We start from the raw sequence: 25,672 nt of genomic DNA, 5'->3' as shown, positions 1-25,672 counted from the left end.
GACCATTGATATGGAAAACAAATCACATGCCATGGCGGCCGGCATTTTCGTGCTGGTCGTGGCGGCCCTGCTGGCGGGGCTGGCGATCTGGCTGACGCGCGATACGCGGCAGTACAACGAGTACGAGCTGTCCACCAAGGACGGCATCAGCGGGCTGCAGGCCCAGGCTGCCGTGCGCTACAAGGGCGTGGCGGTGGGCAAGGTCACGCGGATCGGGTTCGATCCGCAGACCAATGGCAATGTGCTGATCCGCATCGCCATCGGTGTGAACACGCCCATCACGCCCACCACGTTCGCCGTGCTGGGCTACCAGGGCGTCACGGGCCTGGCCCATGTGCAGCTCGATGATGCGGACCAGCCGCAGCCCCAGCTGCCGCCCGGCCCCAGCGGCCTGCCGCGCCTGCCGCTGCGCTCGTCGCCGCTGAGCATGCTGGCCGACCAGGGGCAGGTGCTGCTGGAGCGCGCCGATGAGATCTCGCGCCGCCTCAGCGACATGCTGGACACCGACAACCAAAAGCGCGTGAGCCAGGCGCTGGAGAACATTGCAGCCGCTGCCGCAGGCGTGCAGCAGCTCACGCAGAACCTGGACCGCACGCTGTCCACCCAGGTGCCGCAGCTCGCCGCCGACGCCCACAACACCCTGCAGTCGCTGGAGAAGGCCAGCAACGGCGCCTCTGCCGTGGCCTCCGAACTGCAGCAGACCGTGCGCCGCGTGAACGCGCAGGACGGGCCGCTGGAGCAGATCGCCCAGAGCACGCGCGCACTGACCCGCATGGCCGACTCCCTGGGCCGCAGCACGGTGCCGCACGCCAACCGCGCGGCCGATGATGTCTCGCGCGCCGCGCGCCAGATGGGCACGGCGGCCAGCCGCTTCAGCGACAACCCGCAGGCCGTGATCTACGGGCCGGGCCAGGCCCGCCCTGGGCCGGGCGAGCCCGGCTTCGTCGCCCCGTCCGCAGCCACCCAGCCCTGATCCAAGGAACCCGCATGCCCCTATCTCGCAAGACCGCCGTGGCCAGCGCTGGACTGGCCGCCGCCCTGATCCTGCTGGCCGGCTGCTCGGCCCTGCCGCAGCCCCCCGCCCAGCCCGCGCGCTATGACTTCGGCCTGGCGCCGCTGTCCGCGCCCGCACAGGCCGCCACATCCGCCGCCCCGCAGGCACGCACGCCGCTGGCGCTGGCCGATGTGGAGGCTCCCGCCCTGTCCGACGGCAGCACCGCCATGTTCTACCGCCTGGCCTATGCCAACGGCCAGGAACTGCGCCCCTACCAGCTGGCGCGCTGGAGCCAGCCTCCTGCACTGCTGCTGCAGCAGCGCCTGCGCAGCCAGCTGGGCGTGCAGCGCTCCGTGCTTGCCAGCAGCGAAAGCGTGGCCCAGCCGCGCCTGCAGGGCGCCGTGCCCACGCTGCTGCGCGTGGACATCGAAGAGTTCAGCCAGGTCTTTGACGCGCCCGGCTCCAGTGCCGGCGTCGTGCGCCTGCGCGTCACCCTGGTCGAGCAAAGCGGTGCCGTGGACCGCCTGCTGGGTCAGAAGCTCTTCGAGGTGCGCAGTCCTGCAGCTTCGGGCGATGCCGCAGGCGGCGCCCAGGCCCTGGCCAAGGCCACTGATGCCGCCATTGCGCAGATTGATGAGTGGCTGGGGCAGCAGGGGCACTGAGCGGCGGCTGGATTTCCAGCCCATCCATTCTCTTGAGAACGGCTGGTGGGTGCATTGCATCCGCTGGCCGTTTTTTGTTCTTGGGCAATTGGCTCTGCAAGCAAGTGGGGCTTTTTCCGCCCCTGCCGGGTGGTTGCTTTTCGAGGCCGGGTTTCGGCCCGGCAGCCGACTGCCCTTTCTTGTTTCGCCAAGAAAGGTCAGATCAAAGAAGGCGACCCGGTACGACTCACACTCATAGGTGACACATCAGTACAAGGACATGGGTAACAGATCCAAGCTTGGCAGCTGGAGCCAACAGCAGCCAAGGAGCGATCACCATGCCCTGGAAGGAGTGCGCACCCATGGACGAGAAACTGCTCTTCATAGCCGACCACCTGCGCGGTGGTGTGCCGCTGAGCGAGCTGTGCAGGCGCTACGGCATCAGCCGCAAGACGGCCTACAAGTGGGTTGAGCGTTACCGCCAACTGGGCATGGATGGATTGCAAGAACGCAGTCGCAGGCCCCACGGGAACAATCAGGCGATCAGCTATGCACAGCGCCGGGCCATCATTGAGCTGCGCACGCAGCAAAGGTCACAGATGGGGCCCAAGAAGCTGCACGCCTTGCTCCTGCAGCGTTGGGGCCCACAGGAGACACCCAGCAAAACCACCATCTACAACGTGCTGAAGGCTGTGAGGGGCTTGTTTGCAGCAGGCGTGTACGCAGACGCTCGGTGCCTACGGCCCAGCCCTTGCGAACGAGCAAGCAGCCCAATGGGGTGTGGAGTGCAGACTACAAAGGCCAGTTCAAGACAGCCGATGGTCACTGGTGCTATCCATTGACCATCATGGACCACGCCAGCCGCTATTTGCTGGCCGTGCATGTCTACGACAGCCCCAACTACGAGGATGCCAAACGCAGCTTTGAACAAGTGTTTCGGCAATACGGACTGCCCGAGCGCATACGCAGTGACAACGGTCCGCCGTTCGCGACTACTGGCGTGGCGGGCCTGTCACGCCTGGCGATATGGTGGATAAGGCTGGGCATCAGGCCGGAGCGCATCGAGAGGGGCAAGCCACAGCAAAACGGTCGCCACGAGCGGATGCACCGCACGCTCAAGCATGCCCTAGGCAAAGAGCCTGCGGCGGACAAAGCGGCATTGCAGATGCAGCTCGATGCCTTTGTGGAGCACTACAACCAGCAGCGCCCGCATGAGGCCTTGCAGCAAAGCATGCCGGCCCAGCATTACAGCGACTCGACCAGGCCATACCCCTCAAAGCTACCCGAGCTGCAGTACCCGAAGCATTGGGAACGAGTTCGAGTCAGCCACAACGGCCTGATCTACTGGCGAGCGCTGCGGGTCTACATAGGCTACCTGCTGGCGGGGCAGTGGATCGGGATGCAGGAGGTGGCCGCTGGCCAGTGGGATGTGTATCTGGGGCCGGTGCGACTGGGCTGCTTCAACGAAGAGGATGTGCGAGGACCCCAGAAGGACTATGTGAGCTTGAAGTGTTACCCATGTCTGTGAGCTGAGTTGTTACCCATGTCCTTGACACGTACAACCCGGATGTCCGCGACCCCTTCGCTTCGCTGCGGGGCAACCTGCGTCGTGGCGGCTGCGGGGTTCGCCGTGAAACTCACTTCGCGCTGCGCGCTACGTTCAAACAATCACGGCGAGTCAGATGACGAAGCAGTCCTGTCCTTCGGCAGGACTGCAACCCCGCAACCGCCACGACGCAGGCGCGGACATACGAGGAAAAGGCCGGGTATTCAGGGCAGGGGCGGGCCGCGCCTGACCCAGCGCTTCCCGCGCGTCCGTCAGGGGCTGTAGTCCCGATCCCACCGTCTCGGCTGCCCCTGGGACGACCGTCAACACTAGGTCCAGACTACGACGCGCAGCCCCCAGGTTTTTTACAGTGGAACCGTCGCTGATGCAGATCGCGGCTTTGAAAAAACAAGGCCTGATTGCACGGCGCTACTTCAACATCACTGAAAGGACCAAGCCATGAATGAAGACCGCATCAAGGGCAACTGGAAGCAATTCACCGGCAAGATCCGTGAGCAATGGGGCAAGCTCACCGATGACGATCTGGATGTGATCGCCGGCAAGCGCGAGCAATTCCTGGGCAAGCTGCAGGAGCGCCAGGGCCTGGCCCGCGACGCTGCCGAAAAGCAGCTGACCGACTGGCAAAAGCGCAACCCCGACTTCCGCTTCGAAGACTGACGAGGGTGGACTGCGGATGGGCTGGACGCCCTGGCCGGCGCCGCCATCCGCTCCTCGACAGCCAGCGTGCCTGAGGGCACGCACCAATGGCCCGCCGCCGCAGGCACCAAGGGCCGGTTCAGTACAAATACAAGGAGTTCCATCATGCAAACACCGCAACGCTTTCGCCAAATGCTTTCCGCTGTCGCCCTGGGCCTGATGGCCTCCGGCGCCATGGCCATGACCAATGCGGAGCACACGGCCGCCAAGAACCAGATCGAGGCCGATTACAAGGCTGCCAAGGAACAGTGCAAGCCGCTCAAGGACAACGCCAAGGACGTCTGCGAGAAGCAGGCCAAGGGCCAGGAAAACGTGGCCAAGGCCGAACTGGAATCGCGCCGCAATCCTTCGCCCAAGAACAGCGAAAAGGCACTCAAGGCCAAGGCTGATGCGGACTACGACATCGCCAAGGAAAAGTGTGACGACCTCAAGGGCGACGCCAAGGACGTCTGCGTGAAGGATGCCAAGGCCGCCCACGTGCATGCCGTGGAAGCCGCCAAGGTGAACAAGGCCCAGGCCGAGCCCGCGTCCAACTCCGCAGCCAAGGCTGCCAACGTGGCAGAAACCCGCAAGGACGCTGCCGAGGAAACCCGCGAAGCCGACTACAAGGCTGCCAAGGCCCGTTGCGACACCATGAGCGGCGCTGCCAAGGACACCTGCGTGGCTGATGCCAAGCGGAAGTTTGGACAGTAAGCTGGTAGGCACCCCCTGAGGCGCTGCGCGCCTTCCCCCGTGGCACGGCGCCTCTCTACTTGCTTCGCAAGGGATGGGGACGGCACCTTCGCCGCGAGGCGGCTCTTGCTCGGTGCCCCTGGCCTTTTGGCCGCGCCAGTTTTATCCGCCTTGACCAAGCCCCGTTCGCGGGGCTTTGCTGTTTTCGGGTTGGCTGATGTGGGTCAAACGGGTTGGGCGGTGCTGTTCCTAAGCTGCAGGCTTTCACGATGAAGGCAGGAGAAGCATATGGCCGTGCTGGAATGGAGCGGAGCGCTGGCATTGGAGTTGCCGGCCATGGACGAGGTGCATCAGGAGTTCGTCCTGCTGCTGGCCGAGGTGGAGGCGGCCGATGATGCGCAGCTGTGCGCGCGCTGGGATGAGTTGATCGCGCATACGCAGGTGCATTTCGACCAGGAAGACCGCTGGATGCAGTCCACGCGGTTCACCAGCACCAACTGCCACAGCCTGCAGCACAAGGTGGTGCTGCAGGTGATGCGCGAGGGGGCGGCCAAGGCGGCGGCCGGTGATCTGGCTGTGATCCGCAGCATGGCGGGCGAGCTGGCGGCCTGGTTCGTGCACCATGCGCAGACCATGGATGCGGCGCTGGCCTTGCATCTGCGCAGTGCGGGCTTCGATCCCGCCACGGGCTCCCTGGCGCACCCTGAGGCCTTGCCCGAGCAGCCCATCACGGGCTGCGGCGGTGCCTGCGACGGCAGCGCCGACCGCGCGCGGGCCGTGCCGGCCTGATCTGACCTGATCCGGCAGAAAGGCCACCAGTCAGCCAGCCCGTTCAGGGCACGATCGCGGGCGATGCCAGGATGGGGAAGATCTTCACCAGCCCGCCCGCCATCACCTCCACGGCCAGGGCCGCGAGGATCAGGCCCATGAGCCGCGTCATCACGTTGATGCCGGTCTTGCCCAGCACGCGGGCGATCGGGTCGGCCAGCGAAAAACAGACCATCACCACCAGCGCCACCACCACGCCATAGCCCACCAGGGCCAGGTGCTGCCAGATGGTGCGTGCCTGGTCGGCGTAGATCACCACGGTGGACATGGAGGCCGGCCCCGTCAGCAGCGGAATCGTCAGCGGCACCACGGCAATGCTGTTGCCCATGGCAGCCTTTTCCGCGCCAGCGACCAGCGTGGGCGCGTTGGGCCGTTCCTCGGCCGGGCGGGCGTTGAGCATGTTCATGGCGCTGATCAGCAGCAGCAGGCCACCGCCCACCTGAAAGCTCTGCAGCGAGATGTTGAAGAAGTCCAGCACCTGCAGCCCGATGATGGCGCAGGCCGCGATCACGCAGAACGAGGCCAGCGCCGCCGTGCGAATGGTCTGCTGGCGCTGTTGGGCGCTGAATCCCTCGGTGTAGTGGATGAAGAAGGGGACGATGGCCAGGGGGTTGATGATGGCCACCAGCGTGATCAGCGGTTTGAGGTCCATCGCATTCCCTGTAGGTTGCCGCCGCCCACCTGTGCCCGGCGCTTGCCGGTACGCACGACTTTTCGTTCCATCGAATGTCTCCTGTGAAAGAATTGCCGCACGGGCCGGCCCGCCGCCATTACAGCATTGCGGGGCGCGTCCGCCCACCGGGAAATCACAACAGGTTCTCAGACAGAAAGGAACGCGGACATGGGCAGTTTTGTGCAGTTGACTTCATTGGATGGCACGGCGTCGCCGGCCTGGGTGGCCCGGCCCGACGTGCCCGCGCGCGGTGCCGTCGTGGTGCTGCAGGAGATCTTCGGCGTCAACGCCCATATCCGCGCCGTGGCCGACCGCCTGGCAGCCCGCGGCTATGTGGCCGTGGCGCCGTCACTGTTCACGCGTGTGGAGCCGGGTGTGGACCTGGGCTACGGCGACGCCGACCGTGCCAAGGGCATGGCGCTGAAATCCGCCGCCGAGGCGCTGCCCCAGCCCGGCGTGCTGCCCGAGATCGAGGCCGCCATCGCCCATGCCGCTACGCTGGTGCCCGGCGGCAAGGTGGGCATCGTGGGCTTTTGCTGGGGCGGCCTGTGGGCCTGGCGCGCTGCCTGCAACCTGCCCAGCCTGTCGGCTGCGGCCTGCTACTACGGCGGCGGCATGACCACGCCGCTGGAGATGGGCCGCGAGCCGCTGTGCCCCGTCATCGCCCACTTCGGCCGGCGCGATACGCACATTCCCGTGGACGCCGTGCAGGCCTTCGCCCAGGCGCAAAAGCATGTGCAGGTGCACCTGTACGACGCAGACCACGGCTTCAACTGCGACCAGCGCAGCGCCTACGACGAGGCCAGCGCCCTGCAGGCGCGCGACCGCACGCTGGCCTTCTTCGACCAGCACCTGGCCTGATCTGCCGTGCCGGGCGTGGCCCGGCATGGAAAATCCAGGCATCGGGATTTCCGGGAGTGCTGCTTGAAACCCGGTGCCTGATGCAATAGGCTTTCCAGAAGTCTCAACAGGAAAGGATGTTCATGCGACCGTCCGTGGTGCTCGACATGAATCGCAGCGCAGTGCGTGAAATGGCCAGCCGTTTCCGCACTGCGAACCCGCGCGTCTTCGGCTCCGTGCTGCATGGCACCGATAGGGACGGCAGCGACCTCGACCTGCTGGTCGATGCATTGCCGGGCGCGACGCTGTTCGACCTGGGCGGCCTGCAGGACGAGCTGGAATCGCTGCTCGGCCTTCGCGTTGATCTGCTGACGCCCGGAGACCTGCCTTTGAAGTTCCGGGCCCAGGTGCTTGCGGAGGCGCAGCCGATATGAACGGGCATCGCCTTCCCGATTATCTCGGCGACAAGCTGTGCTGATCGGTGCTGCGCGAGTGTCCGCAACTGGCCTGATCAACCCCCGGGGTCCGGATCACATGCCGGCCCCGGCGTCGCCTTGCGTGCCTGCACGGTCTGCAGCGTGCCCCGCAGCGCGCGCTGCTGCGCGGTCAGGAAGCTCATCAGCCCGCCCAGGTCGCTCAGTTGTTGGTCGGGGCCGGCCATGCAGCACAGGTCGATCACCAGGCCCATCTGGTGCATGCAGTCCTTGATGCGATAGACCTCGTATTCGGAAATGGGGTAGTACAGGCTGGTCTCTTCCCTCGGCACTTGCGGGGAAGAGAAGAAAGGCGGGGAGGCGTGTGCTCCGCTGGGTGCATCGAGGTCAGGCATGGCGGCTCCTTTGGCATTGGACTGGCACCCCCTTGCGGAGGTCCCGCACAGCCCCGCCAAAACGGAACTGTGCCCAGCGCAGCACACTGGGAAGATGGAAAAGCCGCTGTCTCGTTGTAAAGACAAACGGCTGCTGCTCCTTTGCTTTCGGGCCGCCAAGCCCGCATCCCCCGAGGGGATCGCGAAATGGTACTCCAAATGCGCGCCCTGCCGCGCTCTGAAGCCAGGTTCAGCCCTGCGGCTGCTGCGCGTGCAGCCCCATGTGGTACAGCCCCCAGGGCGCCTGCGCAAAGCGTTCCTTCAGGGGCTTGCCGGCCAGCTCCGCAATGCGGTCGGCGTCATACATGGCCCATTGCGGGCCCAGGCCGCCCAGGCCCAGGCGCCGGCCGTCCATGTGCGTGGCCAGCAGCATGCGCCATTGCAGGGCCTGGGCCAGCGGCAGCCGGGCGCGGTAGCCGTCGATGGCCTGCAGGGTGATCCACTGGCCCTTGGCCGCTGCGGCGGCGCTGTCCACGCCGGCCGCCTGCAGCACGGTGGCCAGCAGCGGGCCGCGCAGCCGGTGGGGCTGGCCGTCGTATTCGATATGGGGCGTGATCTCCACCGTGGGCAGGCGCTCCAGCGCATGGGCCCCTGTGGTCCAGGCCGAGTCGAAGGCCAGGCCATGGTTTTTCAGCAGCAGGTCGGCCACCGGGTCCAGCGGCCCCCGGTTGCCGCGCACGCCGGGGCCGCTGATGGTGAGCACGGCGGCTTCGGTGCTTTTCCCGGGGGCGGCGGGGGCGGCCAGGGCGCTTTCGCACAGGGCCAGGCCGGTGGCTGCGCTGGCGGCCAGCAGGCTGCGGCGTGAAAGCGGGCTCCGGCTTGCGGATGCGGTCATGGGGAACTCCTGGGGGTGCGTGGCGATGTGCCAGCGCCGATTTTCCGTGAAGTGCCCATCCTGCGCGACAACGCCGCGCCCGCTGCGGTCAGCAGGCCCAGCAGCGCAATCCCCCCGGCGCCCAGCGCTGGAATGGGTGCCGCAGATGGTGCGGGGGCCGCCGTGACGGTCACGGTGTTGCTGTCCGAGCCGGAGGTATTGCCATCACCGGGCACATAGCGCGCCTGCACCGTGGCCGTGCCCGGTGGCAGCCGGGGCACGCTGCAGCTGGCCTGCCCGCCGGTCACCGGAACGCTGGCGCACAGCACCTGGGTTCCGTTCAAGAAATCCACCGTGCCGCTGGCGCCGGCAGGCAGCGTGACCTGGGCGCTGAAAGTCACGCTCTGGCCATGGCCTGGCGCAGCGGGGGAGGCCGACAGGTGGGCGCTGGTGGCGGCCGGGCCGATCACCACGGTCACGGCTGCGGGTTCGGTGGTGGCGCCGTTGGCATCGGTGGCGGTCAGCGTGAAGCTGTAGCTGCCTGCCGCCTGCGTGGCTGGAGCCGAGAGCGTGCCGGCGGCCTGGCTGAAGCCTGCGGGCAAACCGCTCACGCTGTAGCTGAACGGCCCCACGCCGCCGCCGGGCACGGGCGCCAGCGGCTGGCTGTAGGCCGTGCCGTAGGTGCCGGAGGGCAGGCTTGCCGTGACGCTGAAGGCGGTGAAGCTGGCCTGCACGCTCCTGGCTGCATCGATGGTGACGCTGCAGGTGGACGTGCTGCCGCTGCAGGCATCACCCCAGGCGGCAAAGGCGTGGCCAGCGTCGGGCGTGGCGGCCAGGGTCACCAGGGTGGGCGCGCCTTCGAAGTAGCCATAGCCGGCCTGGCACAGGCCGCCTGGGCGGCCGCAGTCCTGTACGGCTCCCGTGGCCGCAGGCGGGGAGGGCTGCGCCGATACGCCGCCCGCGCCGCTGGCCAGAACGGTCAATGCCGCCTGGAAGACGTTCGCCTCCACGGCGCCGATGTCGCACCGCGCACCCTGGGGGCGGACCACGCCGCGCTGGTCCGTGCCGGGTGCGGCCGTGCAGGCCACCCCGTCCAGTGCCGGGCTGCCGGTGCCGTTCAACATGGTCTGGGTGGGGCCGCCGTGGCTGGCCAGGGGGCCGAGCTGCGGGTTGCCCGTGGTGAAGGCCAGGGCGCTGATGTCGGCATTGTTCAGGGCCTGCGCCAGGCCCAGCAGGTTGTCGCTGCCGCTGGCATCGCTGGTGCCGCCATTGCGCAGGTCCAGCACCACATCCCTGCCCGCGGGCTGTTTGGTGGCCGGTTCGAACACGCTGCCCTGGGCAATGCTGGCCTGCATCTCCAGCGAGGCACCGCTGCGGGTGCAGCTGATGTTGCCACCCGCACTGCAGGCGGCCTGAGAATCACCCAGGCTGTAGATGGCGCCGCCTTGCGCGGCCGGGTTGTCGTCGCCATTGGCCTGCACGGTATTGCCGGCCAGGGTGGAGAAACGGATGGTGAGCACGCCGTTGTAGTTGAAAACGGCGCCACCCAGGCCGGCGCCGCCGCCGCTGCTGTTGCCCAGCCCGCCGTGTGCACCGTTGCCAGCCAGGGTGACCTGGTTCAGCGTCAAGGTGCCTGCGTTGTTGAAAATGGCCCCTCCCATGCCGCCTGCGCCACCGCCAGCGTCGAAGGCGCCGCCCCCACCGTTGCCGGCGCCGAAGCCGCCACCGCTGCCACGACGGCCACCACCACCGCCAAATCCGCCACCGCCGGAGCCGCCGCCGCCACCACCGAAGCCGCCGTTCTTGCCGCTGGCGCTGCCACTGCCACCGCCCAGGCCGCCATCGTCCGGACCGCCAGCGTTCGGCCCTCCCCCCGGGGAAAAAGTCGCATCCTCGCCCACGCCGGCACCTGCAAAGGAGTTCAAGGAAAGCCGGCCTCCTTGCCCCCCTTGTGCGTGATTGCGCGTGAGCGTGCTGCGTTCGATGGTGAGCTGGCCCCGATTGAAGATGGCACCGCCCGCACCCAGCGCGCCGCCGCCAAAGCGGCTGGAGCCGCCTGTGGCCTGCCCCCGGCCAGGGTCAGGCCGCGCAGGACCAGTCCACCCTGCGCATCGATGTCGAACAGCCGGAAGCCTGCGGTCCCGAGGCGCTGCACGCTCACGCCCTGGGGCGTCAAGCCATTGGCGGTGGCATCGATGGTGATGCGCTTGCCGCTGATGAAGAAGGCGCTGGGGCCGAACTGCGAGACGTAGCCGGGCCAGCTGGCCAGCGGCAGGCAGGTGGCGCCGGCGGCCTGCCCGGTGTCCAGGCAGTTGGTAAAGCGGGTCAGCGAGATGGTCTGCCCATCCAGGGCCGCGCCGAAGACGATGGTGTCGCCATCGGCGGCATGGTTGATGGCGTCTCGCAGGGTGTTGCAGTTGCGGTCGCCTGCGGCAGGCGAGCATTGCGCACGAGACAGCGGCTCGGTGTCTGCAATCTCGCCGGCGGTCGTGACGGTGAGTGTGGCGGCCTGGGCCGCGGCGCCGGCAAGGGCCAGTGCCAACCCGCCCGCCAGGCCCGGCAATGTCCGGCCCCGGGGGCTCGGCGTGGGTATGGGTGGTACGTCGGCTGCAGCAGACGGATGGATGATGGACATGGCGGACCCCCTCGGTAGGCACAGCATCTCGGTGATGTGCTGAAGAGGGCAAATCTATGGGGTGTCCGGCTTTCTGTATGTCCCCCGTTCGGGCTACATGGCCGATGAGAGGGGGCAGGGCGCCATGCCGCCCATGTCGCCTATCCGGGCGACATGACAGCGGTCTTGTTCCATGTGAACATGCGGCCCTCGCCACGCACTCCACCCACATGGACACGCACACAGACCCTTACTCTGCCGCCGCGACGGGTGGCGCCACAGTCATCCGCGTGGCCGTGGTGGAGGACGACGCCGCCTGCCGCCATGCCCTGGTGGGCGTGATCAATGCCGCGAAGGACATGGTCCTGTGCTGGGCGGCAGCCAGCCGCGCGGAGGCCCTGCACCAGCTCGGCCGGGCCGATGGGGCCGGTGCCATGGACGTGATGCTGGTGGACCTGGGCCTGCCCGACGGCAGCGGCCTGGAGGTGATTGCTGCCGTGCGCACCCGCCACCCCGGGGCGGCGGTGATGGTCAGCACCATCTTTGGCGACGAGCAGCATGTGCTGGCCGCCATCGAGGCCGGCGCCATGGGCTATCTGCTCAAGGACCTGGCCGCCGACGCGGTGCTGGAGGAAGTGCGCAGCCTGCACGCGGGCGGCAGCCCCATCAATCCCATGGTGGCGCGCAAGCTGCTGCTGCGCCAGCAGCGGGCCGGGGCGGTGGCCGGGCTGCAGCCGCCTGCCGAGCCGCAGGCCGCCGCGCAGGCGCTGTCTGCGCGCGAGCTGGAGGTGCTGCGCCTGGTGGCGCGCGGCCATACGCTGGACGAGGTGGCGCGCCAGCTGGGCGTGTCGCGCCACACGGTGCGCACCTTCGTGCGGCGCATCTACGGCAAGCTGCAGGTGTCCAGCCGCACGCAGATGATGCATGTGGCCTTGCAGCGCGGCTGGCTGGCCGAGGGGCGGCAATGAGCGCCGCCAGGGTGGGCAGATGACGCAGCCGCTGCTGCGGGGGAGGGTCCTGCTGGTTTCGGCGGGACTGGTGGCGCTGGCGATGCTGCTGGCGGGGGCGTTCGGGCTGCGTGGTCCCGCCGCAGGCGAAGCGGTGCAACTGCGTCAGGCGCAGCTGTGGCGGTCGGACAGCCCGCATTGGGCGCCGCCTGCAGCGCTTGCGTCGGCCGACGACGCGGTGCTGGATGCATCGACGCCGTGGAGCGATGTGGGCCTGCCCTATGGGGGCGACAGGGCCGTGTCGGGCAGCGGCGACCTGGCAGCGGCGCCGCCCGAGGTGCGCTGGTTCCGCGCCGTGGTGCCGCCTGAAGCCCTGGTGCCTACGCCCCAGGGCGCGCGCCTGTATATCCCGCGTTGGCAGACGGTGGGCACGGTGGCGGTGTATGTGGACGGGGCGCTGGCCTGGCAGACGCGCGGCAGCCGGGTGTGGAACAGTTTCAACCGGCCGGTGTGGCTGGACCTGGGCGGGCTGGCGCAGCCGGGCAGGCCGCTGCAGGTGCATGTGCGCATGGCCAGCCAGCAGGGCGTGGGCGGGGCGCTGTCCAGCCTGTGGGCGGGGCCGGCCGAGTCGCTGCGCCTGTCCTGGCGGCTGCGCAGCCTGCTCCAGGCCGATCTGGTGGTCTATACGGCGGGCTCCTACCTGGTGCTGGGCCTGTTCGCGCTGGCGCTGTGGACGCTGCAGCGGCGGCGCGGGGATGTGGTGTTCCTGCTGTTCTTCCTGATGTCGCTGTGCCAGTTGCTGGGCTCGCTGCAGTTCATGGTGGACGGCGAGGGGCTGGCCCTGTCGGACGGCTGGTTCTCCTGGCTGACGCTGGCCGGCCTCATGGGCGCCACGGTGGCGGCCTTCCATTTCCTGTGCCTGATGCAGCGCAGGCGCCGGCCCTGGCTGGCCCGGGTGCTGCAGGGCTATGTGGGCACGGTGCTGCTGGTGGCGGTGCCGCTGTGGGGGCCGGCGCACGAGACCATCCTGCCGCTGCTGCGGCTGCTGATGGTGCCGCCGGAGATCCTGGTGCTGTGCATGGCCGTGGCGGGCGCCTGGCGCATGCGCGATGGCGGCAGCACCATGCTGGCGGTGTGGATGCTGCTGTCGTTTCCCATCGGCTTCCATGACCTGGCGCTGCAGAGCTACCTGATCAGCATAGAGAGCATCTACCTCACGCCCTATGTGTACCTGGGGCTGTTCACGCTGTTCCTGCTGGTGGCCTACCGGCGCTACAACGGCGCGCTGGCCGTGGCAGAGAACGCCAACCTGCATCTGGCGGAACGGCTCAAGGCCCAGGAGGCCGAGCTGGCCCAGGCCCATGAGCGCCTGCTGGCCGTGGAGCGCGAACAGACGCTGATGCAGGAGCGCCAGCGCCTGATGCGCGAGATGCACGACGGCGTGGGCTCCTCGCTGATGAGCGCGCTGCGCGTGGTGGAGTTCAACCAGGCCGGCACGGTGGACCTGGTGCAGCTGCTGCAGGAGTGCATCGATGACCTGAAGCTGTCCATCGATTCGCTGGAGCCGCTGGACTGCGACCTGCTGGCGCTGCTGGCCGGGCTGCGCTACCGGCTGGGGCCGCGCCTGGAGGGGGCGGGGCTGCGGCTGCACTGGGAGGTCAGCGACCTGCCCGCGCTGCCCTGGCTGGACGCGCAGGCCGCCCTGCATGTGCTGCGCATCCTGCAGGAGGTGCTGACCAACATCATCAAGCACAGCGGCGCGCGCGAGATCACGGTGCGCACGGCCCAGGCCCAGCTGCAAGGCCGGGCCGGCGTGCAGGTGCTGGTGGAGGACGACGGCCACCCCTTCGACCGCGCCCAGGCACCCACCGAGGGCCGCAAGGGACTGGTGAACATGCGCACGCGCGCGCTGGCGCTGCAGGCGCGGCTGGACTGGGCGCCGCTGGCCGGCGGCAATCGCTTCACGCTGTGGATGCCGCTGGAGCGGGCGGGGCCCTAGTCCTGCGCCGTGCGCGCCATGTAGCGCTTGCGCCAGAAGAACACGGTCAGGCCCACGGCAATCGTCGTCATCGAGCCCATGGCCCACCAGAAGCCGTCCTGCTTGTGCACCAGGGGGATGAATTCGAAATTCATGCCGAAGATGCCGGCAATCAGGTTCAGCGGCAGGAAGACGGCCGTCAGCGCGGTGAGCGTGCGCATGATGTCGTTGGTGCGGTTGCTCTGCACCGAAAAATGCATCTGCACCACGGTCTCGGTGCTTTGCTCCAGCCGCCGCACGTGGTGGACCACGCGCTCTATGTGTTCCAGCACGTCGCGGCTGCGCACCTTGAGCAGGTCCAGCTCGCGCAGCGCCGCCGCATCTTCAGGCGGCGCCCATGTCTCCAGCGCGTCCGTCCAGTCCTGCACGGCGGCGCGCTGGTCTTCGCAGACCTCGTCCAGCTCGTGCAGGGCCAGGCGTGCGTCCAGCAGGGCGCTCCAGTTGGCAAAGCGCGTGCGCGGGCGCAGCAGCTCGGTCTGCCAATGGTCTAGCTGGCGCGACAGTTCGCGGCGCAGGTCCAGGAAGCCGTCCACGATGAGGTTGACCACGCGCAGCATGAGGTCGGGCGGGCTGGCAGGCAGCCGCGTGCCGGAGGTGGGATTCAGCCGTCCCTCGCGGGGGTCATTGGGCACGGCGGCCAGCAGCCGCGCGGCATAGGCGTCGCGCACGGTGCAGTCGTCGGGGTGCACGGACAGCAGCACCTGATCGAACATGGCAAAGCCCACGGGACTGGTGTCGATGTTGCGCAGCACGGGCGGGCCTGTGCGGCGCACGGGAGGTGAGGGGGGCAGCGCCTGCGCCGCAGGCGAAGAGGCCGTGCCGGCCTGCGGGGCGGCACGTGCCTGCCCGCTGGCCAGGCGGCGAAAGACCAGCAGGTCGTACTGCGAGGTGTAGTCGTAGCGCGAGGGCAGCTGGGCGTTGAGCAGGTCCGAGACATGCAGGTCCACCAGCTGCTGGCCCGACAGCAGCTGCAGCGTGCGCTGCACCTCGGCCAGCCGCTCCTGCAAGGTGGCGCGGGTGCAGGAGATCCAGACGAATCCCTGCGCGGGCGCCTGGTCGGGCAGGGCGGCCAGTTCGGTGGCGCCGCCCGGCTGCAGGTGGAAGATGCGCATGTTCCTGGCGGCGGGAGCGGCTCCCGCGGGCGGCGTCACCGGCTGCATGCGCTCAGCCGCGCAGCTTGCGCGCGGCGTCGATGGCGAAGTAGGTCAGGATGCCGTCGGCACCCGCGCGCTTGAAGGCCAGCAGCGATTCCATCATCACCTGGTCATGGTCCAGCCAGCCGTTGGCGGCGGCGGCCTTGAGCATGGCGTACTCGCCGCTGACCTGGTAGGCGAAGGTGGGCACGCCGAACTCGTCCTTGACGCGGCGCACCACGTCCAGGTACGGCATGCCGGGCTTGACCATGACCATGTCGGCGCCTTCGGCCAGGTCCTGGGCGACTTCGCGCAGGGCCTCGTCGGTGTTGGCGGGGTCCATCTGGTAGACGTTCTTGTCGGCCTTGCCCAGCGCGCCGCGCGTGCCCACGGCATCGCGAAACGGTCCGTAGAAGGCGCTGGCGTACTTGGCGCTGTAGGCCATGATGCGGGTGTGGATGTGGCCGTGGGCCTCCAGCGCCTCGCGGATGGCGCCGATGCGGCCGTCCATCATGTCGCTGGGCGCCACCATGTCCACGCCGGCCTCGGCATGGTTCAGGGCCTGGCCCACCAGGACCTGCACGGTCTCGTCGTTGATGATGTAGCCGGACTCATCCAGGATGCCGTCCTGGCCGTGGCTGGTGTAGGGGTCCAGGGCCACGTCGGTCATCACGCCCAGTTGCGGGAATTCCTTCTTGAGCGCACGCACCACGCGCGGGATCAGGCCGTCGGGGTTGAGTGCCTCCTTGCCGTCGGGCGTCTTCAGCGAGGTCTCGATGGCGGGGAACAGCGCCAGGAACGGGATCTCCAGCTGCACGCACTGCTCGGCCACGGGCAGCAGCAGGTCCAGGCTCAGGCGGTCCACGCCGGGCATGGAGGGCACGGCCTCGCGCTGGTTCGTGCCTTCGTGCACGAACACGGGGTAGATGAAGTCATGGGCCGTGAGCACGTTCTCGCGCACCAGATTGCGCGTGAAGGCGTCGCGGCGCAGGCGGCGGGGGCGGTTGTGCGGGAAGGGGGTGGGGCTGGACAGATGCATGCCGAAAATTGTGCCCCATTCCCGCCGCAGGCCCCGCAACCCTTGCGACGACGCCGGCACGCGGGACTCGGCTTTTGCGCCTGCGCAGCCTGGCGCACCCCTGTACGCACGTACACTGCCCGCATGCTGTGGGTCAAAGCCTTTCATATCGTTTTCGTGGCAAGCTGGTTCGCGGGCCTGTTCTATCTGCCTCGCATCTTCGTCAACGTGGCCATGGTCACGCCCGGCTCGGTGGCCGAGCGCGAGCGCCTGCTGCTGATGGCACGCAAGCTGCTGCGCTTCACCACGCTGCTGGCCGTGCCCGCACTGGGCCTGGGCCTGTGGCTGTACCTGGGCTACGGCATCGGCAAGGGGCCGGGCAACGGCTGGATGCATGCCAAGCTGGCCGGCGTGCTGCTGGTCATCGGCTACCACCACGCCTGCGCGCGCCTGCTGCGCAAGCTGATCGACAACCGGGACCAGCACAGCCACCGCTGGTTCCGCTTCTTCAACGAGGTGCCGGTGCTGCTGCTGGTGGCCATCGTCATCCTGGTGGTCGTCAAACCTTTCTGAGAAACCGATCCAACGAAGAGGGAGGCAGGGCGTGGTGCAAAAGACTTCGGCCTGGCCGCTGGCACTGGTCTATGCGGTGCTCATCGTTTTCGCCAGCCTGTTTCCTTTCGATGGCTGGCGTGCCCAGGGCATTGACCCGCTGGTCTTCCTGACGGCAAAGATCCCGCCGCCGTACTGGACCTGGTTCGACATCAACATCAATATCGTCGGCTACGCGCCGCTGGGCTTTTTCCTGGCGCTGGCCCTGGTGCGCAGCGGCAGCCCGCGCGCGGCCGTGCCGCTGGCAGCGCTGGCAGGCACGCTGCTGTCGCTGGGCATGGAGTTCCTGCAGATCTACCTGCCGCGGCGCGTTCCCTCCAACCTGGACCTGGTGCTCAATGCGGGCGGCACCCTGCTGGGGGCGCTGGTGGCGCTGCTGCTGGAGCGGCTGGGCGCGCTGGCGCGCTGGAGCGCCTTTCGCACCCACTGGCTGGGCGAGGACGGCGGCGGCGCCATGGTTCTGCTGGCGCTGTGGCCCTGGGCGCTGCTCTTTCCCGCCGCCGTGCCCTTTGGCCTGGGCCAGGTGCTGGAGCGGCTGGAGCAGGGGCTGCTGGATCTGCTCGAAGGCACGCCCTTCCTCATGTGGCTGCCGCTGCGCGAGTCGGCCCTGACGCCGCTGTCGCCCGTGACCGAGATGCTGTGCGTGATGCTGGGCCTGTGGGTGCCCTGTCTGCTGGCCTACTGCGTGATGCGCCACATGGGCCGGCGCGCCATGCTGGCGGGCTCTGCGGTGGTGATCGGCATCGGTGTCTCGGCACTGTCGGCTGCGCTGAGCTGGGGGCCGGCCCATGCCTGGGAGTGGGTGGACCTGCCGGTGCGCATGGGCGTGTGGGGTGGCCTGGGCCTGGCCATGGTGGCCATGCCGCTGCCGCGCCGGGCCTGTGCGGCCCTCTTGCTGCTGGTGCTGGTGCTGCAATTGAGCATCCTGAACCAGGCGCCCACCAGCGCCTATTTCTCGGAAACGCTGCAGGCCTGGGAGCAGGGCCGCTTCATCCGCTTCTACGGGCTGGGCCAGTGGCTGGGCTGGCTGTGGCCCTATGCGACCCTGGTCTATGTGCTGCTCAGGCTGGCGCGCCGCGATGCGGCACCGCCCCCGGCGCCTGCAGTGCCGCAGGCCTAGAATCCGCTCCATGAGCGAACACCCACGTCCCGGGGCCGACAGCGGCCAGCAAGGCGCAGGCAACTACTATGCGCGCCACATCTTCTTTTGCCTCAACGAGAGGCCCAACGGCGAGGACTGCTGTGCGCTGCACGGCGCCAAGGCGGGCTTTGACCACTGCAAGAAGCAGGTCAAGCAGCTGGGCCTGGCCGGCAAGTGCCAGGTGCGCGTGAACAAGGCCGGCTGCCTGGACCGCTGCGCGGGCGGTCCCGTGGCCGTGGTCTACCCCGAAGGCACCTGGTACACCTTCGTGGACGAGTCCGACATCGACGAGATCGTCGAGTCCCACCTCAAGAACGGCCAGCCCGTGGAGCGCCTGCTGCTGCCGCCCGACGTGGGCCGCTGAGCACCGGCTGGAACTTTGGGCCTTTCCGGGCATCAGTGCTTTGTCAGCTTGGATTGGCTGCTACTACTAGGATAGCGATTGTGAATGCGCAGACCGAACGTTTGACCTTGACCGGCCTTGCCGGGGCCGTGGAGGCCCTGCGCGATGCGCCGGCCGCCGATGCACCGCCGCGCGGCGTGGCCATCATCGCCCACCCCCATCCGCTGTTCGGCGGCACCATGGACAACAAGGTGGTGCAGACCCTGGCGCGTGCCTTCGTGCAGTGCGGCTACACGGCCGTGCGATTCAACTTCCGCGGCGTGGGCGCCAGTGCCGGCGAGCACGACGCAGGCGTCGGCGAGGCCCAGGACATGCTGTCCGTGGTCCGCCAGGTCGCCCCCGAAGGACCGATCGCGCTGGCCGGCTTCTCCTTCGGAGCCTTCGTCACCAGCCATGTGCTGGCGGAGCTCTGGAACGAGGGCCGGGTGGAAAAGGCGGTGCTGGTGGGAACGGCGGCCAGCCGTTTCACCGTGGCGCCTGTCCCGCCCGAAGCCCATGACCGGACCCTGGTGGTGCACGGCGAAGCCGATGACACGGTGCCGCTGTCTGCCGTCATGGACTGGGCGCGCCCGCAGATACTGCCTGTTACCGTCGTGCCCGGGGGCGGTCATTTCTTTCACGGACAATTGCCGCTGCTCAAAAGCCTCGTGGTCCGCCATTTGCGCTCACTCCCCTAGCGGCCCGCGCCGCTGCTCAACAGGCCTGCCCCATCGGGCGGGCATGTTTTCGCCTTTCCTGCATTCCCTGCCCTTTAGCGAGAGTTTTCCTCATGAAGCCACTTTCCTCCACGCTGCGAGTCCTGGCACTGGCGGCCGCCATGGCGCCGGCCCTGGCGCTGGCGCAGATCACCCCGCCCCAGCCGCCCGAAATCGCGGCGCGCAACTATCTGCTGGTCGATGTCACCGCCAACCAGGTGCTGGGCGCCAAGGACATCGATGCGCCCATCGAGCAGGCCTCGCTGACCAAGCTGATGACCGGCTACCTGGTCTTCGACGCGCTGCGCGCCAAGAAGATCACGCTGGAGCAGCGCCTGCCCGTGAGCGAGCGCGCCTGGAAGATGCCCGGCTCGCGCATGTTCATCGACCCCAAGATGCAGGTGCCGGTCGATGACCTGGTGAAGGGCATGATCGTGCAGTCCGGCAACGACGCCACCATGGCCCTGGCCGAAGGCGTGGGCGGCTCGGCCGAGAACTTCGTGCGGCTCATGAACGAGCAGGCCAAGGCGCTGGGCATGAAGAACACCAGCTACAAGAACCCCGAAGGCCTGACCGAGCCCGGTCACCTGACCACGGCACGCGACCTGTCCATCCTCGCCCAGCGCCTGATGCAGGACTTCCCCGAGTACATGCACTACTACTCGACCAAGAAGTACTTCTATCCGGGCACGCCGGCCTCCAACGGCACCAACCGCAACTCGCTGCTGTTCCGCGACCCGACCGTCGATGGCCTCAAGACCGGCCACACGGCCGCCGCCGGCTACTGCCTGGTGGCCACCGCCAAGCGCGATCTGCCCAACGTGGGCAGCCGCCGCCTGATCTCCATCGTGCTGGGCGCGGCCAGCGAGAACGCGCGTGCCAATGAAAGCCAGAAGCTGCTGAACTGGGGCTATGCGGCCTTCGATTCGGTCAAGCTGTTCGATGCCGAGCAGGCCGTGGCCACGCCCGAAGTCTGGAAGGGCAAGGCGAACACCGTCAAGATCGGCCGCACCACGCCCATCGTGGTCACCGTGCCGGCCGGCAGCGGCGGCAAGCTGAGCACCGAAGTCGTGCGCCAGGACCCGCTGATCGCCCCGTTCACCAAGGGCCAGGCCATGGGCACGCTCAAGGTCAAGATGGGTGCCGACACCGTGGCCGAAGTGCCGCTGGTGGCGCTGGAAGGCGTGGAGCAGGCGGGCTTCTTCGGCCGTGCCTGGGATGCGATCCGCCTCTGGATCAAGTAAGCCCCGCGCCTGTCGCGCAGGCCCTCGCGTACTGGCTTGGAGAGGGTGCAGTTGTGCGATCTCCCGCAAGCTGGTACAGTCGAGGGCTTTTCGGAATTTCCGAAGGGATTCACGTTTTCGCTTTTCGCAAGCAATTCACGTTTAGGGACGTTTATTAATGCCAACCATTAACCAACTCGTGCGTCAGGGCCGCACGGTCGAAGTTGTCAAATCCAAGAGCCCTGCTATGGAAAACTGCCCTCAGCGCCGCGGCGTGTGCACCCGTGTGTACACCACGACGCCTAAGAAGCCTAACTCCGCTCTGCGTAAGGTTGCCAAGGTGCGCCTGACCAACGGCTTCGAGGTCATCTCCTACATCGGTGGTGAAGGCCACAACCTGCAAGAGCACAGCGTTGTTCTGGTGCGCGGCGGCCGTGTGAAGGACTTGCCCGGTGTGCGTTACCACATCGTGCGTGGCTCCCTTGACCTGCAAGGCGTCAAGGACCGCAAGCAATCCCGTTCCAAGTACGGCGCGAAGAAGCCCAAGGCCAAGTAAGCCCTGCGTTTTTTCGAGGAAGGTGCTGTATCCCGCGTGGCGCGAGATTCAGCGTAGTGACCCCAAACGCAAGTGTTTTGCGCGGGTCGAGTAAGTGGGAGTCCTGTTGACTCTCGCGGTGTCTGAAAAGATGCCAACTGAAGCAAGATAGAGGTAAAAAATGCCACGTCGTCGCGAAGTCCCCAAACGTGAAATCCTGCCGGATCCCAAGTTCGGCAATGTCGAGCTGTCCAAGTTCATGAACGTGATCATGGAAGGCGGCAAGAAGGCGGTCGCAGAACGCATCATCTACGGTGCCCTGGACCTGATTCAAAAGAAGCACCCTGACAAAGACCCGCTGGAAGCCTTCGTTGTTGCCATCAACAACGTCAAGCCCATGGTCGAAGTGAAGTCCCGCCGTGTTGGCGGTGCCAACTACCAAGTGCCCGTCGAAGTGCGCCCCGTGCGTCGCCTGGCTCTGTCCATGCGTTGGCTGAAGGAAGCCGCCCGCAAGCGCGGCGAGAAGTCCATGGCCCAGCGCCTGGCCAACGAGCTGCTCGAGGCCACCGAAGGCCGTGGCGGCGCCATGAAGCGCCGTGACGAAGTTCACCGCATGGCCGAAGCCAACAAGGCATTCAGCCACTTCCGCTTCTAAGAGCACTTCGCTCCCGATCAGACAGGCCGCATGCATTTTTGCCTGCGGCCTTGTCTCGATTAGGAGCATCCCCAGATAAGACTGCTGTCCGTCTGCACCATGAGGCTGGAACGGGCAGAGACTCCCTCCATACGATCAAGGATCCATCATGGCTCGCAAGACCCCCATCGAGCGCTACCGCAACATCGGTATCTCCGCCCACATCGACGCAGGCAAAACCACCACCACTGAACGTATCCTGTTCTATACCGGTGTGACCCACAAGCTGGGCGAAGTGCACGACGGCGCTGCTACGACCGACTGGATGGAGCAAGAGCAAGAGCGCGGCATCACCATCACTTCCGCTGCAGTGACCTGCTTCTGGAAGGGCATGGACCTGTCCTACCCCGAACACCGTTTCAACATCATCGACACCCCCGGCCACGTGGACTTCACCATTGAGGTGGAGCGTTCCATGCGCGTGCTGGACGGCGCCTGCATGGTGTACTGCGCCGTGGGCGGCGTGCAGCCCCAGTCGGAAACCGTGTGGCGCCAAGCCAACAAGTACAAGGTGCCCCGTCTGGCCTTCGTGAACAAGATGGACCGTACCGGCGCCAACTTCTTCAAGGTCGTTGACCAGATGAAGCTGCGCCTGAAGGCCAACCCCGTGCCCGTCGTGATCCCGATCGGCGCCGAAGACAACTTCAAGGGCGTGGTCGACCTCGTCAAGATGAAGGCCATCATCTGGGACGAAGCCTCGCAAGGCATGAAGTTCGAATACCACGAGATCCCCGCCGAGCTGGTGGAGACCGCCAACAAGTGGCGTGAGAACCTCGTGGAAGCCGCCGCTGAAGCCAGCGAAGAGCTGATGAACAAGTACCTGGAAGAAGGTACTCTGTCCGAAGAAGACGTGAAGGCCGGCCTGCGCGCTCGTACGCTGGCTACCGAAATCCAGCCCATGCTGTGCGGTACCGCTTTCAAGAACAAGGGTGTGCAGCGCATGCTGGACGCCGTGATCGACTACCTGCCGGCGCCTGTGGACATCCCTGACGTCACCGGTACCGATCCCGAAAACGAAGAAACCAAGCTCAGCCGCAAGGCCGACGACGGTGAAAAGTTTGCGGCACTGGCCTTCAAGCTGATGACCGACCCGTTCGTCGGTCAGCTGACCTTCGTGCGTGTGTACTCGGGCGTCCTGACCAAGGGCGACACCGTGTTCAACTCGGTCAAGGGCAAGAAGGAACGCATCGGCCGTATCGTGCAGATGATGGCCAACGAGCGCGTGGAAGTCGAAGAAATCCGCGCCGGCGACATCGCTGCCTGCGTGGGCCTGAAGGACGTGACGACCGGCGAAACGCTGTGCTCCGTGGACGCCCCCATCGTGCTGGAACGCATGGTCTTCCCCGAGCCCGTGATTGCACAGGCCGTGGAGCCCAAGTCCAAGGCCGACCAGGAAAAGATGGGCATCGCCCTGTCGCGCCTGGCTGCCGAAGATCCGTCGTTCCGCGTGCGTACCGACGAAGAATCGGGCCAGACCATCATCGCCGGCATGGGCGAGCTGCACCTGGAAATCATCGTTGACCGCATGAAGCGCGAATTCAACGTGGAAGCCAACGTGGGCAAGCCCCAGGTTGCCTACCGCGAAACCATTCGCCAGAAGGTTGTGGACGTGGACGGCAAGTTCGTTCGCCAGTCCGGTGGTAAGGGCCAGTACGGCCACGTGGTGTTCACGGTCGAACCCCAGGAACCCGGTAAGGGCTTCGAGTTCGTCGACGCCATCAAGGGCGGTGTGGTTCCTCGCGAATACATCCCCGCAGTCGAGAAGGGCGTGATCGAAGCGCTGACTTCCGGCGTGCTGGCTGGCTACCCCGTCGTGGACGTGAAGGTCACGCTGACCTTCGGTTCGTACCACGATGTGGACTCGAACGAAATGGCGTTCAAGATGGCCGCCATCTTCGGTTTCAAGGAAGCTGCCCGCAAGGCCAGCCCCGTCATCCTGGAACCCATGATGGCTGTGGAAGTCGAGACGCCCGAAGACTACGCCGGTACCGTGATGGGCGATCTGTCCTCGCGTCGCGGCATGGTGCAGGGCATGGACGACATGGCCGGCGGCGGCAAGTCCATCAAGGCTGAAGTGCCTCTGTCGGAAATGTTCGGCTACGCCACGTCGCTGCGCTCGCAGACGCAAGGCCGCGCTACGTACACGATGGAGTTCAAGCACTACTCTGAAGCTCCCCGTAACGTGGCTGAAGCCATCGTTGCTGCTCGCTCGAAGTAAGCTTTTTTGTATAATTGAAGGCTTTTGAATCGCAGCACCCAGGCGTTTTGGCGCCGGGGTGCTGCGGTTTTTGCCGGTCTGCGATCCCATGCCGCCCTGTCACCTGTGCGGGGCGACCAAGCAATGGGGTGCAGACCTTAAACATCACACAGGTTTTGCTCTTTCGGAGAAATCATGGCAAAAGAAAAATTCCAGCGGAACAAGCCGCACGTCAACGTTGGCACCATCGGTCACGTGGACCACGGCAAGACAACCCTGACGGCTGCTATCGCTACCGTTCTGTCCAAGAAGTTCGGCGGCGAAGCCAAGGCTTACGACCAGATCGACGCAGCACCTGAAGAAAAGGCTCGCGGCATCACGATCAACACCGCCCACGTCGAGTACGAAACGGCCGGTCGCCACTACGCTCACGTTGACTGCCCCGGCCACGCCGACTACGTCAAGAACATGATCACCGGCGCTGCTCAAATGGACGGCGCCATCCTGGTGTGCTCGGCCGCTGACGGCCCCATGCCCCAGACCCGCGAGCACATCCTGCTGGCCCGTCAGGTGGGCGTGCCCTACATCATCGTGTTCCTGAACAAGTGCGACATGGTGGACGACGAAGAGCTGCTGGAACTGGTCGAAATGGAAGTGCGCGAGCTGCTTGCCAAGTACGACTTCCCCGGCGACGACACCCCCATCATCCGTGGCTCGGCCAAGCTGGCCCTGGAAGGCGACCAGTCCGACAAGGGCGAACCTGCCATCCTGCGCCTGGCTGAAGCACTGGACTCCTACATCCCCACGCCCGAGCGCGCTGTGGACGGTGCCTTCGCAATGCCCGTGGAAGACGTGTTCTCGATCTCTGGCCGTGGCACCGTGGTGACTGGCCGTATCGAGCGCGGCATCATCAAGGTCGGCGAAGAAATCGAAATCGTCGGTATCCGCGACACCCAGAAGACCATCGTCACCGGCGTGGAAATGTTCCGCAAGCTGCTGGACCAAGGTCAAGCTGGCGACAACGTGGGTCTGCTGCTGCGCGGCACCAAGCGTGAAGACGTGGAACGCGGCCAAGTGCTGTGCAAGCCCGGCTCCATCAAGCCCCACACCCACTTCACGGCTGAGGTGTACGTGCTGTCCAAGGACGAAGGTGGTCGCCACACTCCGTTCTTCAACAACTACCGTCCCCAGTTCTATTTCCGTACGACCGACGTGACCGGCTCCATCGAGCTGCCCGCCGACAAGGAAATGGTGATGCCTGGCGATAACGTGTCGATCACCGTCAAGCTGATCGCCCCCATCGCCATGGAAGAAGGTCTGCGCTTCGCTATCCGCGAAGGTGGCCGTACCGTGGGCGCTGGCGTGGTTGCAAAGATCATTGCGTAATTCTTGGAAAACTAGGAATACACAATGTCCAAGCAAAAAATCCGCATCCGCCTGAAGGCGTTTGACTACAAGCTGATCGACCAGTCGGCTGCTGAAATCGTTGACACTGCCAAGCGCACCGGCGCGATCGTCAAGGGCCCCGTGCCCCTGCCGACACGCATGAAGCGTTTCGACATCCTGCGCTCGCCGCACGTCAACAAGACCAGCCGCGACCAGTTCGAAATCCGCACTCACCAGCGCCTGATGGACATCGTTGACCCGACTGACAAGACGGTTGACGCTCTGATGAAGCTGGACCTGCCCGCAGGCGTGGACGTCGAGATCAAGCTGCAATAAGAACTTCACGGCCCCTTGCGGGGCTGTTGAAGGGCTTTGATTTAACGCGAACTTGCTTGAAAAGGCAGTTCGCGTTAAAATTTGGGGCTTCGCCTTTCTTGAGCGAA

At 66.5% G+C, this 25,672-nt stretch carries 26 protein-coding genes and 1 pseudogene; 20 read left to right on the top strand and 7 right to left on the bottom strand.

Features of this window, described 5'->3' with window-relative positions:
* The first annotated feature begins 10 nt into the window (after positions 1-10).
* From BO996_RS01130 to BO996_RS01105, 6 genes and pseudogenes are all read left to right on the top strand, one after another.
* On the top strand, positions 11-973 hold the full coding sequence (locus BO996_RS01130; RefSeq protein ID WP_013800229.1) for an MlaD family protein: 963 nt from the start codon (positions 11-13) through the stop codon (positions 971-973).
* A 14-nt stretch (positions 974-987) separates the two neighbouring features.
* The gene (locus BO996_RS01125) at positions 988-1,656 is read left to right on the top strand and encodes an ABC-type transport auxiliary lipoprotein family protein (RefSeq protein WP_071953791.1); all 669 of its coding nucleotides are present in this window, start codon (positions 988-990) and stop codon (positions 1,654-1,656) included.
* 317 nt (positions 1,657-1,973) lie between these two features.
* Positions 1,974-3,163 (top strand): annotated as a pseudogene (locus BO996_RS29555) (IS481 family transposase).
* A gap of 477 nt (positions 3,164-3,640) precedes the next feature.
* Positions 3,641-3,859, top strand: a complete 219-nt coding sequence (locus BO996_RS01115; RefSeq protein WP_012202308.1) for a CsbD family protein — start codon at positions 3,641-3,643, stop codon at positions 3,857-3,859.
* 144 nt (positions 3,860-4,003) lie between these two features.
* Positions 4,004-4,591 (top strand): hypothetical protein, encoded by a 588-nt coding sequence (locus BO996_RS01110; RefSeq protein WP_071953790.1) that lies wholly within the window; start codon positions 4,004-4,006, stop codon positions 4,589-4,591.
* A 267-nt stretch (positions 4,592-4,858) separates the two neighbouring features.
* Positions 4,859-5,359 carry a hemerythrin domain-containing protein gene (locus tag BO996_RS01105; RefSeq protein ID WP_034365659.1) on the top strand — a complete coding sequence of 167 codons (501 nt, stop codon included), beginning with the start codon at positions 4,859-4,861 and terminating at the stop codon, positions 5,357-5,359.
* Between the two features lie 43 nt (positions 5,360-5,402).
* Here BO996_RS01105 and BO996_RS01100 read toward each other — a convergent pair whose 3' ends face one another.
* On the bottom strand, positions 5,403-6,050 hold the full coding sequence (locus BO996_RS01100) for a MarC family protein (RefSeq protein ID WP_012202311.1): 648 nt from the start codon (positions 6,048-6,050) through the stop codon (positions 5,403-5,405).
* Positions 6,051-6,239: 189 nt separating this feature from the next.
* Here BO996_RS01100 and BO996_RS01095 point away from each other — a divergent pair, with 189 nt between their 5' ends.
* Together BO996_RS01095 and BO996_RS01090 are read left to right on the top strand one after the other, a co-directional pair.
* Positions 6,240-6,932 carry a dienelactone hydrolase family protein gene (locus BO996_RS01095; protein WP_063327697.1) on the top strand — a complete coding sequence of 231 codons (693 nt, stop codon included), beginning with the start codon at positions 6,240-6,242 and terminating at the stop codon, positions 6,930-6,932.
* Positions 6,933-7,054: 122 nt separating this feature from the next.
* On the top strand, positions 7,055-7,345 hold the full coding sequence (locus tag BO996_RS01090) for a nucleotidyltransferase family protein (RefSeq protein ID WP_013800234.1): 291 nt from the start codon (positions 7,055-7,057) through the stop codon (positions 7,343-7,345).
* Positions 7,346-7,422: 77 nt separating this feature from the next.
* On the opposite strand, the gene BO996_RS01085 is transcribed toward BO996_RS01090, so the two are convergent.
* From BO996_RS01085 to BO996_RS29545, 4 genes are all read right to left on the bottom strand, one after another.
* Positions 7,423-7,740: a hypothetical protein gene (locus BO996_RS01085; protein ID WP_012202313.1), complete on the bottom strand. Its 318-nt coding sequence runs from the start codon at positions 7,738-7,740 to the stop codon at positions 7,423-7,425.
* Positions 7,741-7,969: 229 nt separating this feature from the next.
* Entirely contained in the window at positions 7,970-8,614 is a 645-nt protein-coding gene (locus BO996_RS01080) for a molybdopterin-dependent oxidoreductase (RefSeq protein WP_071953789.1), read from the bottom strand.
* Positions 8,611-10,518, bottom strand: a complete 1,908-nt coding sequence (locus tag BO996_RS29915) for an Ig-like domain-containing protein (RefSeq protein WP_269667643.1) — start codon at positions 10,516-10,518, stop codon at positions 8,611-8,613. Before BO996_RS29915 ends, BO996_RS01080 begins: the two co-directional genes overlap by 4 nt.
* On the bottom strand, positions 10,515-11,228 hold the full coding sequence (locus BO996_RS29545) for a hypothetical protein (RefSeq protein ID WP_232240444.1): 714 nt from the start codon (positions 11,226-11,228) through the stop codon (positions 10,515-10,517). Before BO996_RS29545 ends, BO996_RS29915 begins: the two co-directional genes overlap by 4 nt.
* A gap of 209 nt (positions 11,229-11,437) precedes the next feature.
* Between BO996_RS29545 and BO996_RS01070 the strand changes: the two genes are divergently transcribed.
* Together BO996_RS01070 and BO996_RS01065 are read left to right on the top strand one after the other, a co-directional pair.
* Positions 11,438-12,175, top strand: a complete 738-nt coding sequence (locus BO996_RS01070) for a response regulator transcription factor (RefSeq protein ID WP_013800239.1) — start codon at positions 11,438-11,440, stop codon at positions 12,173-12,175.
* A 19-nt stretch (positions 12,176-12,194) separates the two neighbouring features.
* A complete protein-coding gene (locus BO996_RS01065; RefSeq protein ID WP_071953788.1) occupies positions 12,195-14,153 on the top strand; it encodes a sensor histidine kinase in 1,959 nt (652 codons plus the stop codon).
* On the opposite strand, the gene BO996_RS01060 is transcribed toward BO996_RS01065, so the two are convergent.
* Positions 14,150-15,352 carry a magnesium transporter CorA family protein gene (locus tag BO996_RS01060; RefSeq protein WP_013800241.1) on the bottom strand — a complete coding sequence of 401 codons (1,203 nt, stop codon included), beginning with the start codon at positions 15,350-15,352 and terminating at the stop codon, positions 14,150-14,152. The genes BO996_RS01065 and BO996_RS01060 overlap by 4 nt on opposite strands.
* A 4-nt stretch (positions 15,353-15,356) precedes the next feature.
* Complete coding sequence (gene hemB, locus BO996_RS01055) at positions 15,357-16,364, bottom strand: porphobilinogen synthase (RefSeq protein WP_013800242.1); 1,008 nt, start codon at positions 16,362-16,364, stop codon at positions 15,357-15,359.
* Positions 16,365-16,487: 123 nt separating this feature from the next.
* On the opposite strand from hemB, the gene BO996_RS01050 reads away from it, so the two are divergent.
* The 10 genes from BO996_RS01050 to rpsJ all read left to right on the top strand — a co-directional run bounded on the left by BO996_RS01050 (position 16,488) and on the right by rpsJ (position 25,565).
* Positions 16,488-16,916: a CopD family protein gene (locus BO996_RS01050; RefSeq protein ID WP_013800243.1), complete on the top strand. Its 429-nt coding sequence runs from the start codon at positions 16,488-16,490 to the stop codon at positions 16,914-16,916.
* 31 nt (positions 16,917-16,947) lie between these two features.
* Positions 16,948-18,075 (top strand): VanZ family protein, encoded by a 1,128-nt coding sequence (locus BO996_RS01045; protein WP_071953787.1) that lies wholly within the window; start codon positions 16,948-16,950, stop codon positions 18,073-18,075.
* A gap of 10 nt (positions 18,076-18,085) precedes the next feature.
* Positions 18,086-18,460 carry a (2Fe-2S) ferredoxin domain-containing protein gene (locus BO996_RS01040; protein ID WP_071953786.1) on the top strand — a complete coding sequence of 125 codons (375 nt, stop codon included), beginning with the start codon at positions 18,086-18,088 and terminating at the stop codon, positions 18,458-18,460.
* Between the two features lie 80 nt (positions 18,461-18,540).
* The gene (locus BO996_RS01035) at positions 18,541-19,176 is read left to right on the top strand and encodes an alpha/beta hydrolase (RefSeq protein ID WP_071953785.1); all 636 of its coding nucleotides are present in this window, start codon (positions 18,541-18,543) and stop codon (positions 19,174-19,176) included.
* A gap of 92 nt (positions 19,177-19,268) precedes the next feature.
* A complete protein-coding gene (locus BO996_RS01030) occupies positions 19,269-20,438 on the top strand; it encodes a D-alanyl-D-alanine carboxypeptidase family protein (RefSeq protein ID WP_013800247.1) in 1,170 nt (389 codons plus the stop codon).
* Positions 20,439-20,595: 157 nt separating this feature from the next.
* Positions 20,596-20,973 carry a 30S ribosomal protein S12 gene (gene rpsL / locus BO996_RS01025; protein WP_012202325.1) on the top strand — a complete coding sequence of 126 codons (378 nt, stop codon included), beginning with the start codon at positions 20,596-20,598 and terminating at the stop codon, positions 20,971-20,973.
* 160 nt (positions 20,974-21,133) lie between these two features.
* Complete coding sequence (gene rpsG, locus BO996_RS01020) at positions 21,134-21,607, top strand: 30S ribosomal protein S7 (RefSeq protein WP_012202326.1); 474 nt, start codon at positions 21,134-21,136, stop codon at positions 21,605-21,607.
* 148 nt (positions 21,608-21,755) lie between these two features.
* The gene (gene fusA, locus BO996_RS01015; protein WP_013800248.1) at positions 21,756-23,864 is read left to right on the top strand and encodes an elongation factor G; all 2,109 of its coding nucleotides are present in this window, start codon (positions 21,756-21,758) and stop codon (positions 23,862-23,864) included.
* 174 nt (positions 23,865-24,038) lie between these two features.
* Complete coding sequence (gene tuf / locus BO996_RS01010) at positions 24,039-25,229, top strand: elongation factor Tu (RefSeq protein ID WP_013800249.1); 1,191 nt, start codon at positions 24,039-24,041, stop codon at positions 25,227-25,229.
* Between the two features lie 24 nt (positions 25,230-25,253).
* Positions 25,254-25,565 (top strand): 30S ribosomal protein S10, encoded by a 312-nt coding sequence (gene rpsJ, locus BO996_RS01005; RefSeq protein ID WP_003059431.1) that lies wholly within the window; start codon positions 25,254-25,256, stop codon positions 25,563-25,565.
* Positions 25,566-25,672: the final 107 nt, after the last annotated feature.

The organism is Delftia sp. HK171 (assembly GCF_001886655.1).
GTDB classification, from domain to species: domain Bacteria; phylum Pseudomonadota; class Gammaproteobacteria; order Burkholderiales; family Burkholderiaceae_C; genus Comamonas; species Comamonas acidovorans.
The sequence above is the reverse complement of the archived record's forward strand: the minus strand, read 5'-3'. Positions and strand labels throughout refer to the sequence as shown.